Annotated in this window: 8 protein-coding genes and 1 tRNA gene; 1 reads left to right on the forward strand and 8 read right to left on the reverse strand. The window is 62.0% G+C overall.

The window, feature by feature from the left end; genetic code table 11:
* From QQS52_RS06920 to QQS52_RS06950, 7 genes are all read right to left on the reverse strand, one after another.
* A complete protein-coding gene (locus tag QQS52_RS06920; protein ID WP_472773173.1) occupies positions 1 to 1,776 on the reverse strand; it encodes an ABC-ATPase domain-containing protein in 1,776 nt (591 codons plus the stop codon).
* A gap of 49 nt (positions 1,777 to 1,825) precedes the next feature.
* On the reverse strand, positions 1,826 to 3,085 hold the full coding sequence (tgt, locus tag QQS52_RS06925) for a tRNA guanosine(34) transglycosylase Tgt (protein WP_472773174.1): 1,260 nt from the start codon (positions 3,083 to 3,085) through the stop codon (positions 1,826 to 1,828).
* Positions 3,069 to 5,483 carry an MMPL family transporter gene (locus tag QQS52_RS06930; protein WP_472773175.1) on the reverse strand — a complete coding sequence of 805 codons (2,415 nt, stop codon included), beginning with the start codon at positions 5,481 to 5,483 and terminating at the stop codon, positions 3,069 to 3,071. The genes tgt and QQS52_RS06930 overlap by 17 nt, the downstream gene beginning before the upstream one ends.
* A gap of 174 nt (positions 5,484 to 5,657) precedes the next feature.
* A tRNA-Ser gene (locus tag QQS52_RS06935) sits at positions 5,658 to 5,748 on the reverse strand.
* 73 nt (positions 5,749 to 5,821) lie between these two features.
* The gene (locus tag QQS52_RS06940; RefSeq protein WP_070768522.1) at positions 5,822 to 6,028 is read right to left on the reverse strand and encodes a CsbD family protein; all 207 of its coding nucleotides are present in this window, start codon (positions 6,026 to 6,028) and stop codon (positions 5,822 to 5,824) included.
* A gap of 96 nt (positions 6,029 to 6,124) precedes the next feature.
* Positions 6,125 to 6,556: a nucleoside deaminase gene (locus tag QQS52_RS06945; protein ID WP_472773183.1), complete on the reverse strand. Its 432-nt coding sequence runs from the start codon at positions 6,554 to 6,556 to the stop codon at positions 6,125 to 6,127.
* Positions 6,557 to 6,615: 59 nt separating this feature from the next.
* A complete protein-coding gene (locus QQS52_RS06950) occupies positions 6,616 to 7,140 on the reverse strand; it encodes a tRNA adenosine deaminase-associated protein (protein WP_472773176.1) in 525 nt (174 codons plus the stop codon).
* Positions 7,141 to 7,179: 39 nt separating this feature from the next.
* Between QQS52_RS06950 and QQS52_RS06955 the strand changes: the two genes are divergently transcribed.
* Positions 7,180 to 8,208, forward strand: coding sequence for a prephenate dehydrogenase (locus QQS52_RS06955; RefSeq protein ID WP_472773177.1), 1,029 nt, complete (start codon positions 7,180 to 7,182; stop codon positions 8,206 to 8,208).
* A 706-nt stretch (positions 8,209 to 8,914) separates the two neighbouring features.
* Here QQS52_RS06955 and QQS52_RS06960 read toward each other — a convergent pair.
* Positions 8,915 to 11,170 carry a choice-of-anchor M domain-containing protein gene (locus QQS52_RS06960; protein ID WP_472773178.1) on the reverse strand — a complete coding sequence of 752 codons (2,256 nt, stop codon included), beginning with the start codon at positions 11,168 to 11,170 and terminating at the stop codon, positions 8,915 to 8,917.
* Positions 11,171 to 11,731: the final 561 nt, after the last annotated feature.

Here is an 11,731-nt window from a genome sequence, read left to right on the forward strand (position 1 = left end):
TTAGCGCTTGATATCCAACCTCCGGTAACGGTTCACCGCAGCCAGGATTTCGTGCTTGCGGGGGCGGGACAGGTGCCCGGGGTGGGCGCGCCCCGGGGTCAGCGCGGTCAGGGACTCGGCGGTGATGGTCGCCAGCAGCTCGTCGACCAGCTCGGTGACGGGGCGGGAGTCGTTGTGCTTGCCCAGCCACTCCAGGCACAGCGCGATGGCGGCGGTCTGCGGGGCATCGGCCAGCTGCGAGACCGCGCTTAGGTCGATGTCGCTTTTGGCAAAGCTGATGGTGTCGAGCCCGCGCGGCTTCGCGCCCTGGGGCTTGCCCTTGTGCCCGGCGGTGGGCTGGAGGCAGCCCGGGGCCAGGGCACGGCCGCTGGGATCGAACATGCCGGGCCCCAGTGCCAGCTCGTGTGGGCGGGAGCCGGCGGCGATCTCATGGGCGCGGGAGGTGATGTCGTGCGGCTGGTAGCGATCCATGGCGATGACCGTGTCGGCCAGGTTGAGGTAGGCGCCGGAGCCGCCCGCAATCAGGACGGTGGACATGCCCTTGTCCTGGTAGAGCGCCTTCACCCGCGCCACGTACGGGGTGATGGGTTCCTGGTCGCCGGGGACGAGCTCCTGCATGAGGCGGTCCCGGATCATGAAATTCGTCGCAGAGGTGTCCTCGTCGATCAGCAGGGCGGTGGCGCCGGCTTCAGCGGCCTCGACGACGTTGGCGGCCTGGGAGGTCGAGCCGCTGGCGTTGGTGGTGGAAAAGCGTCGGGTATCCGCCCCGGTCGGCAGGTTGGTAATGAACGGGGAGATATCCAGATCCGTGACCGGGCGGCCGTCCTCGGCGCGCACGCTGGCGGCATCCGCCCGGGTGATGACCCATTCGCGGCCGTCGCCGGCCACGTGCGGGTAGACGCCGCGCTCTAGGGCGCGCAGCAGCGTGGACTTGCCGTGGTAGCCACCGCCCACGATGACGGTCAGGCCGGTGGGAACCCCCATGCCGGTTACGGTGCGGCCGCTGGGCAGCTTGAAGCTGTGCGTGAGTTCCTCCGGGGCGATGAAGGCCGCGGCGGTATCCGCGTCCATCGGCTTGTCGCTATCCCCGGCCCGGCGCGGCAGGATGGCGCCGTTGCCCACGAAGCCGACCAGGTCGCGGGTACCCAGCTGCGCGCGCAGGGCCTCCTGGTCGCGCAGGAGCCAGACGTGACTAGCCAGGTCATCCGGGTCGAATTCCTCGGCCACCACGGCCTCTTCCACCGCGTCCGGCAAGTCCTCGGCCAGCAGGCCGGCGGCCCGGCGGCCTAAAACGCGGCGGCCCTGGGCCGGCAGGCCGACCAGCAGGCGCACCTCAATGACCTCGTCGGTGACCACGACGGCGCTGCGCTCCAGTACCTCCTGGCCGATGAATCCGACGCTCACGCTTTTGGACTTGCCGCTGCCCTTGCGGCCTTTGCCTCCCTTGCCGCGGCCGATGGCAGCGACGGTGCGCGTAAGCCGGCGAGCCAGGAAGTCGGCCACCGCGACCTTGTCGAGCTCATCGGTGACCACGTCGGCCGGCAGGTCGGCCACCGCGCGGGGCACGCGCACCCGCACCTTGGACGGGGCGGCGAAGGGATCGCTTTGCACCTTGTCGATCGCCACCGTCAGCCCGTCCGGGCCGGGCTCGGTATAGGTGCCGGCCAGCTTCTTGTACGCGCCGTAACCGGCGCCGTCGATACCGTGGCAGGCCTTGGCGAGGTCCTCTAAAGTACCGCCTGCGCGGCGGTCACCGCGAAAATTTTTTCCAGACATACCCGCCACCGTAACACCCGCCTAGGCGTCACAGCGCGGGCTCTTCGCGTTAGCGGTCGGCGTAGTAGCGGCCCAGGAATTCGTCGCGGTAGGCCGCGTAGTAGCCGCCGTCGATGGCGGCGCGGATATTGTCCACCAGGCGGACCATAAACTCCAGGTTGTGGATGGTGCACAGCGTCCCGGCCAGGTACTCCTTCGCCTTGAGCAGGTGGTGGAGGTAGGCCCGCGAGTAGTTCTCGGAGACGTAGCCGCCGAATTCCTCGTCCACGCCCGCAAAATCGCGCTTAAAGCGCGCGTTCGACAGGTTCAGCCGCCCGTCCAGGGTGTAAACCCCGCCGCGGCGGGCCAGGCGCGTCGGCGCGACGCAGTCGAAGGTATCCGCGCCGGCCTCCACCGCGGTAAACAGGTCGTCCGGCTCGGAAATGCCCAGCAGGTGGCGCGGCTTGTCCTCCGGCAGCTCGTCGCAGACCCAGCCGACGATGGTGCCCAGGTTTTCCTTCTCCAGCGCGCCGCCGATGCCGAAGCCGCCGAAGCCGCGGCTGCCGGACTCCCAGGCCTTATCGGAGATCTCCACCAGGCCGCGGGCAGCCTGGCGCCGCAGGTCCTCGTACTGGGCGCCTTGCACCACGCCCCACAGGGACTGCTTGGGTCGGTGGGTGCGCTCCTGGGTCAGCCGCGTGTGCTCATCGATGCAGCGCTGCGCCCACCGGTGCGTGCGCGCCACCGACTCTTCCTGGTAGGCGCGGGTGTCGACGAGCGTGGTCAGCTCGTCGAAGGCGAACATGATGTCCGCGCCCAGCCCGTGCTGGATCTGCATGGATTTTTCCGGGGTAAACCGGTGCTTGGAGCCGTCGATGACGGATTTGAAGTCCACCCCGTCTTCATCCACCTGCGCCATGCGCTCCTTCTTGGCCGCGCGAATGTCCTGCTCCGTCAGGTCGGCCAGGTCCATGGCCAGCACCTTCTTGAAGCCTACTCCGAGGCTCATCACCTGGAACCCGCCGGAGTCGGTGTACGTCGGGCCGTGCCAGTTCTCGAAGGCGGTGACCCCGCCGGCGGCGTCCACGATGTCGTGGCCGGGCTGCAGGTAGAGGTGGTACGCGTTCGACAGGATGGCTTGCGCGCCGGTGGCCCGGATCTGCTCCGGCGTCAGGGTCTTGACGGTGGCCTTGGTGGCCACCGGGATGAAAGCCGGGGTCTGGATATCCCCGTGCGGGGTGCTAATCACCCCGGTGCGGCCGCGCTTTCCCGCGCGTTCCTGTTCCAGGCGGGTACGGACCTTAAAGCTCAAGTCACCTGCGTGCGTCATGCTGGTCAGTATATTCCCTCTGCTTAGTGGCCTGGGCTTCCCATTCCTTTTCCAGCTCGTTGCCCTCGATGTCGATGGTGGGCAGGATCTTGTCCAGCCAGCGGGGCATCCACCAGGTGCCGCGGCCCATCAGGAACATCGTGGCCGGCACGAGTGCCATGCGCACGAAGAAGGCATCGAAAAGCACGCCCGCGCCCAGGGCGAAGCCGAAGATCTGGATGAACGGCAGCGGCTGGTTGATGAAGGCCACGAAGACCGAGATCATGATGATGGCCGCCGCGGTGACCACGCGCGCGCCCTGGGTGAAGCCGACGATGGTGGCCTCTTCGACCCCGTTGTAGGGCGAGCCCGGCCGGGAGGTGCCGCCGCTGCGCGTGTAGTGCTCGCGCATGCGCGTGACTAGGAAGACCTGGTAGTCCATGGCCAGGCCGAAGGTCACGCCGATGAGGAAGATCGGCATAAAGGAAATCAGCGGGCCCGGCGCCGGCACTAGGCCCCACAGGCCCTCCTGCCAGAACAACACGGTCACGCCGAACGCGGCGCCCACCGAGAGCAGGAAGCCGAGGCCGGCCACCAGCGGGACCAAGACCGAGCGGAAAACCACGAGCAGCAGCAGGATGGCCAGGCCCACCACGATGCCCAGGTAGAGCGGCATGGCCTGCTCGAGGCGTTCCGTGATGTCCAGCTGCACGGCGGTCAGGCCCGTCATGCCGACCTCGGCGCCGGTCGCGTCCTCGATCCGGGAGTTGGTATCCCGCAGGGCGTTGGCCACGCCCACGGTGGCCTCCTCCGTGGGCGAGGTCTCCGGGGTGACCATGATCTGCGCGGCGTTCTGGTCTTGGCTGAGCCCCACCAGCTGGGCGTGCTTGACCCCGCCCACGCCCTTGAGCTGATCCGTGGCGTACATGAAGGAGGAGAACGCGGCCTTGGAATGTTCGTCGTCGCCCTCCTGCGCGGACATCAGCGGCTGGAGCGCGGCGGAGTCCTCGTTGACGTCAGCCGCGTCCACGATGACCAAGAACGGCCCGTTCACGCCGGGGCCGAAGCCCTCCGCGAGCAGGTCCGCGGCCTTGCGCTGGGTGGTGTCCGGGTTCGAGGTGGTATCCGCCGGCAGCGCCAGCTCCATGTTGAGCACCGGTGCCGAGAGCAGACCGAGGGAAAGGACCACGCCGGCCATCGTCAGGCCCGGCACCTTCTGGACCGCGCGCACCCACCGGTTGCCCATGGTGCGGCGGCGGGAGCGCTTGCCCTTGCGGTTCGGGTTGCCGGCCACGCCCGGGATGCGGCCCGCGAAGGCCTTGTCGCCCAGCAGCCCCAGCAGGGCCGGGATCAGGGTCAGGGCGACCAGCACGGAGATGGCCACGGTGCCGGCGGCGGCCAGGCCCATGGCGGACAGGAAGCCAATGCGGGCGATCACCAGCGCGAATAGCGCCACGAAGACCGTGGTGCCGGCGAAGACCACCGAGGAGCCGGCCGTGCCGGCGGCCATGCCCGCGGCCTCCGGTCCGGACATCCGCTCGCGCTCGGCGCGGTAGCGCGATAGGATGAACAGGGCGTAGTCGATGCCCACGGCCAGGCCGATCATCACGGCCAGCACCGGGGTCATGTTGTTCAGCTCCACCCAGTGGGTGGCGATCATCAACCCCAGCGAGCCGAGCCCCACGCCGATCACCGCGGAGATGAGCGGCATGCCCGCCGAGACCAGCGAGCCGAAGGTGAAGATCAGCACCAGGAAGGCCACGCCCAGGCCGATGACCTCCGAGGTTGAGTTGACCCGGATATCGTCGCCGAAGCCGGCGCCGCCGGCCTCCACCTGCAGGCCCGCCGCGCGGCCCAGGTCCATCGCGTCGCTTACAATCTCCTTGTCTTCCGAGTCCACCGAATAGGGGCTCTCAGCGTCGAAGTCAAAGGTCGTGTACGCGATGGTCCCGTCCTCGCTGACCATCGCCAGGTTGTCCGCGTCCTGGCGGGCGGATTCCTCAGGCAGCCCCATCGAGGTGAACTGGTCGACGACCTGCTCCTGCAGCTTGGGCGAGACCTCCAGCGGGTTGCCAAAGCGCATGGTGTCGCCCATGTCCAGGTTGTCGCGGAGGTAGTCCACGACCTGGTCAATGGCCTGCGCGTTGTCCGGGTCGCTGAGCTTCTCGCCCTCCGGGGCGCGGAAGACCAGGTTCACCGTGGGCGCATTCGCCGGGTTGCCACCCTCGGGGAAGAGCTCCATTGTCCGGTAGGTCGCGTCGATGGACGGCGTGCCCGCGATGGAGAACTCACTCGTCATCGGCTTCATCAGGGCCACGGCCGTACCCGCGGTCGCGGCCAGGAGCACAAGCCAGGTGACGATGACCTTCCACTTATTCAGGTAGGACCAATGCCCCAACCGGTACAGGAGTTTAGCCACGAGGTGAACACCTTTTCTGCATCAATATTCCCACCGCTGCGCGGGAAAGAAACGGGAAGGAAGTTTAAAAAAATTCTAGGGTAAGGACTGCATAGCCGTATTGCCCTAGTCTAAGTTATGGATCAAAAAATTCCCTATCCCACCGGAATGCGCCGGTCAGATAGGGAATTGAGTTGGCGGTGGCGGCGGGATTTGAACCCGCGGTTGGGGGTTACCCAACAATCGCTTTCGAGGCGATCACCTTCGGCCGCTCGGACACGCCACCGCGTAACAGGTTACGGCAGGCGCCCCGCGTTAACAAAATCGCCGGTTAGCGCCCGCCGCACCGGGACCACGACCTACTTGTCGTCGCCGGTCAGCTTACCCAAGGCCTCGGAGGCCTTGTCCTTGATGTTGTTAGCAGCGTCGGACAGCTTGTCCTTGGCGTCAGCAGCGGTCTGCTCGCCCTTACCCTCGTTGGCAACCTGATCGTTGTCGGTAGCCTCGCCGTAAGCTTCCTTAGCCTGACCGACGACCTTGTCCTTGGCGTTCTCGAAATCGGCCATGATTTTCCTCCTTGTTAGAAACGAATTCGTTTGGCTAACCCCAGCATACGCGTGAATACTCGACCGCGCCGCCATAAAGATCTCACACCTCACAAACTAGCGCAGTGGTTCAAAAAATCCTGCCATGCGCTGCGCACATTCCTCCTCGAGGACCCCCGCCCGGACCTGCGGGACGTGCAGCCCGCCCGGCGCGCGCACCAGATCGACCCAAGATCCGCAGGCTCCCGTCTTCGGCTCGAAGGCGCCGAAGACCACCGAGCTGACCCGCGCCCCCAGCAGCGCTCCGGCGCACATGGCGCACGGCTCCAGGGTGACCACCAGCTCGCAGCCTGATAGCCGCCACCCATCCCCGTGTTCTTTGACCGCGGCCCGGATGGCCTCCACCTCCGCGTGGGCGGTCGGGTCCTGACGCTGCTCGCGGCGGTTGACGCCGGTGGCCAGTTCGCGCCCTGAGGCATCAAAAAGCACGGCACCGACCGGCACGTCCCCGGCGGGGGTGCCGGCCGCCACCTCGAGCGCGCGGCGCATGCGGCTTTCTGCCCGGCGCGACCCCTCACTGTCCGGCAGGCCGTGGGTGGGCGCGGGCATCAGTCGAGCTCGTCGTCGGTGTCGCTGTCGAGGTTGTCGATGGCCTCCTCCAGCTCGTCGCCGAAGCCGATAACGCCCGCGATGCGCAGCAACATGTCCGACGGCCAGTCCTCGTCGTTGTCCACGATGAAGCCGAGCTGGTCCTCGCCGACCCCGAGATCCGCCAGGATGTCGAAGTCGCCGTCGGCGAAGCCGTCCACGTCGTCCAAATCATCCGGGTCGATATCCGGCACGTCCAGGTCCCGCATGTCCAGAAAGTCCGCTGCGTAATCATCATCGACCGCCATCGTAGCGTCCGAGAGCAGCATGTAGACCCCGCCGGGCACGGGGCGGATGATGACGAAATAGTCGTCGTCAACGCAGACCATCCCAAAAGCGGCACCCTCGGTGCGCAGGCTCCGCACGGCCCGCACGGTGCGCTCGGCGTCGTCAAAATCGTCGTCGAATTCGCACACCACCCAGCGGCCGTTATCTTGGTGAACCGTGACCGCGAAGGAGTACCCGGAAAAATTTGCGTCGCTCATACCTCGTGAGAGTAGTCGCAATGTGGGAAGATTGTCACTGTGAGTTCTTCAGATGTCCAACGTCCCATTTGCATTATCGGTCTCGGCCTTATCGGCGGCTCTCTGCTGCGCGATTTGACCGAATGTAAACACTCCGTTTTCGGTTACAACCACTCCACGTCCGGCGCCCGCACCGCTGCCAAGCAGGGCTACGACGTCACGGACGATCTGCCGGCCATCCTCCACCGCGCCGAAGCCGAGGGGGCCCTCATCGTCGTGGCCGTGCCCATGGAGGCCGTAGGAGAGATCCTCGACGCCATCGCTGAACACGCCCCGAACTGCGGCATCACCGACGTCGTCTCCGTCAAGACCGCGGTCTACGACCTAATCAGGCAACGCCAGATGGAGACCCGCTACGTGGGCGGCCACCCGATGGCCGGCACCTCCAACTCAGGCTGGAATAACTCCCAGACCGGCATGTTCAAGCGCGCCGCCTGGGCCATCACCTTTGACCACGCCCAGGAATGCGAGGCCCGCGGCGAGCGGATCGGCCAATTCTGGATCGATCTTTTCGCCGACGTGACCCGCATAACCCAGATGGTCGGCGCGGAAGCCGTCCCGGTGACCGTGGACAACCACGACGCGGCCGTAGCGCGGATCTCCCACCTGCCTCACATCCTGGCCGAACTACTCTCCGTGGTGGGCGACAACGGTGGGATCCTCGCCCAGTCGCTAGCCTCCGGCTCCTTCAAGGACGGCACCCGCGTGGCGGGCACCCGCCCCGAGCTCGTCCAGCAAATGTGCGAGACCAACGCCCCAGCCCTAGTAGACGCCCTAGACGAGTCCCTCGAACTCCTTCAGGCCGCACGCGATGCCCTCGACCGCGACCAGCCCTCCATCGCTGACCTCGCCGATGCTGGCTACCGTGCCCGCACTCGGATTGAAGCCCGCTCCGGCGCGCGCAAGGAGTCGGTCTCCCCCATTAAGATCTCATCCCGCCCAGTCTTGCGGCTACACCCGGGCAGCCACGGCTGGGTTTCACTGCTACGCCAGTCTCAGTCCTTAGGCGGACGGATTGAGATTTTTTAGCCCCCTTCACGGCACCTACTCCATTACCGTGTCAGCCGCCAGCGGGATGTTTTAAGCCCGCTAGGGAATACTCGACACGGATTCATCACCGGAGACGCCTCTACCCAGACATCGTTGTTACAGAAATAGCGACCGAAACCTGCCCGGAGTGTACTCGAGCTAACCACTTCTCTATTCAACGGGGGTCGTCCGGTTACGCAGATCGTAGTGTCCCTTGGCTGCACCACAGGAGCGAGGAGATCGTTGGCGTAGTCTCCCTGCATGGTCAGAGAAGACTCATTCCTAGCCAAGTCATCAAACGTGGGTAGGTCCGTATAGTTAGCCATGTTCCGTGCACCATGCCCCAGATTGCAATTATACTCCGCGAATACTCCAAAGCCGAGGACTTTCCCTGAGACTAAGAATCTTCTGAAGTCGAAGTGCGGAAACCAGCGTAGTCTCCTACAGGCCCGTACCGCTAACGTTGTCCTGCCATAGGAGCTAAATAAAGCCCGATGGCGGTGAACCTATATATGTCCTTAGTATGCTCTATACAAGCCATTGAGTTCTCAATCCAAGCTCCGATCAGACCACATTGGTGCCACGCCGCCGAATTTAGACGCCCTGCAGTACCCCCTAATACCACGCAACAACGTAGACTAGGGGGAGGGGTACCAAAACGAAAGTTTGATTTAACTTCTCGGAAGCAGGCTATGGAGCATCCAGCCTACCGGGAAAATACCCGCATGATTTGGGGATTACTAAGGACTTGCGCAATTATTCCTACCAAAGCCCCTAAGCCTAGGAGGCTCCCCAGCCAAACCCAAGGGTTCCCTGCCGAAGAGCCAGTCGCACTAGACTGCCCTGACTCGGGCTTACCATTTGGTTCCGGCTCGCCTTGGGATCCATCACCGGGTTTCTGACCTTCGTCAGCGGGGTTCTGGCTTTTATTGCAATTATCTAGGGCGGAGTCCCCCACTGCCACAGTTAGAGTCTGCGGTTCAGACGAGACTTTTTCCCCCTCCTTCGTTTTCGCGGAGAACCCTACTTCGAATTCATAAATTCCAGGCTCACTGAAAGCCCAATTGGTATGGGTGTGCGACGCATATGAAGTTTCTACAAAGTGGTTACCGGTTGAGGAAGCCAGGGTCTCGAACTCTCCGAATCCTCGATCAATAAACAGTCCCCAATCTCCGGGCGCTTTTTTAGGCTTCAAGTTAAGACGCACGGCCCCGTCGAAGTCGTCATAATTAAGCGTCTCGGTGTTATAACCGGGCCAGATAATGTCCCTATTCTGAGTCTGGGGAAGCCAGTAGAACTCATCGTCCACATAGTCAAAACTGATTTTATCAGGCCTTTGCTTTAAGGCATTATCATGGACCCCAACTACGACGTCATTGAGATTTCGCTCGACCGTGTTATTGTCGTGAAGTCCCGTGTCATCCTTTAATGAGGTGACGAATTTACCGTCTTCGTAACCTGCCTTGATATCAATATGACCTCGGTCTAGAACGAGAGCATCTTCGCATTGCCCAGCCCCTTTCTCACCTTCAGCGGTCGGCGTAGACGGCGTAGCCCCGCTGCCCCCCATTCCAAGCTTGGTCTTATTAACTAGAGGGCTAGAAGGGTCGAATTCTTCAGTAGCGGTAACTCTTTTCCCTTCAGCTAAGACGATCGGGTGGGGAATTACATTGTACCTCAGCGTTTTACCCGCAACTGGAGGGTCGACAGCCAGCAGCGCTTCGCCACGGCCATTATGCACATAGACCTCTAGGGGGTCGCTAATATATTTCGCCTCCGGATCCTCATAGAATCCACCTTCGATAAAACCGGAGAAATTAGGATCAGCTTTTACCACTAATCGTACAGTCTCATCGTTCACAGATTCAATCCGGGTTTCCACTGTGGGATCAGTTATGCCCTTTTCTTCAAGCTCCTGGACTTGACGGGATTTTCCGGTGTTGTCAACCCAGTTTTCAGCAGTTTCATCGGTAGACACCGACTTCCCATTGTACGTAACTGGAGCTGAAACCCAACGGTCCTCATCCGACGTAAACACCGCCTGGATATCTGAATCCAACGGCCCTAACAGTTCTTTCCATTCTGCAGAGCCGTCCTTAACCTCGAGGTCAGCAAGGAAAAACCCGTCAATCATCAGGGTTAAGGTGCCATCCACAGGCTGTTCCGAATCGAATTTTATAGTGGACAGATTCTCATCGTCAGGAGCAGAGATTTCCAGGCTATAGCTGCCATCTCCGTCCGGCGCTGCCTCATACCTATCTTTCAGAGAATCGGTCTCCTTCTCCTTTGGCGCCGTTCCACCAACTTGGACGGCCAACGACTGTGGCTCCGATTTAATCAGCTCGCCGTCTACAGTTCGCGCAGAGGAACGGTAGGTCAAGACATACCGGCCAGGCTTGGTAAAGACAGTATGATTGTGAGTATGGGTCCCTTCATTGAGCTTAACTGACTTCGGAGACCCTTCCGTATTACCCCACAGCCTCCTGGCTGGAGAATTATCACCGGGGTCTGCAAACATTGCTACATCGCCGGGCCCTTCAATAGAAAGCAAATCCATCGCAGCAGCCCCTTCAGCGAATGTGTCGAAAGGAGGCTCTACCGAAGATCCATAGCCCCACCAGATTGGATTTCTATTGTCAGCGGGGACCGCAGGCGCACCATAAAGAACCTGTCCCGGTTCACCGAGATCACTCAGCTCGTCAGTTTCGCGAATAGTGTATTGATACGCCGGCTCGTTGGTAAAACTTTTACCGTCCTTGCCAATCCAAAGAACCGCGTCTTCCAGCCGGGTATTCTCCAGTGCTCGAAGCTCAAAGTTCCCATCTACCCAATGGGCTTTCGGAGCATCGATATGCCCCTTGGTCCCGAGAACTTTGCCGTCGTCCGGCCCAGCAGAGGCCACGGCGGGACCCACCATTGCCGTAGCGGCAATGATTGCTATAAATCGTGTAGCTGCACGCATGCGCATTAGAGCTCCTCTCTCCTCAAATGAAAACAAATTTCACTATATGGCATGACATCCATTTTCATTAATTTCTACCCCCTCTCACCTCGACTAGCTCAAGCTTTAGGATTTTTTCAGTTGCAATCACCCCCGGAAAACCCCTCCAGGCACGACACTGAAGACCCGTTGCGACAGAGAATCGAATGGTATACAAAAGAAGATTCCACCAAGGAAAACACTAGTTATAACCAGACGTCGCAGGTTCGGGCCACTGCTATATTTTCGCGACGTGACGTGCTTCGGAGTCTGATCCTTAGTTTGTGCTTTGAATTCCATTTTCTCGGCCGGAGTCGTGTTCACAGGATTCGCACTCAGATTCAGCCGGAGTAGGCTACCTGAGAACCTGGAAAAGCCTTGATTCGTTCCACCACGTGGCCCATTCGAAGGTTGCAGTGTCCACGGCGACCGTGTCAATCCATGTGCGGGTATGGATGGGTACATTTGAAGTGCCCCGAGTTTTGTTCCTAGGCATTTGCCTTGATTTCTATTATTTCTTGTGGCGGGTTCTGCTTCCAAAAT

The organism is Corynebacterium sp. 1103A, assembly GCF_055700955.1.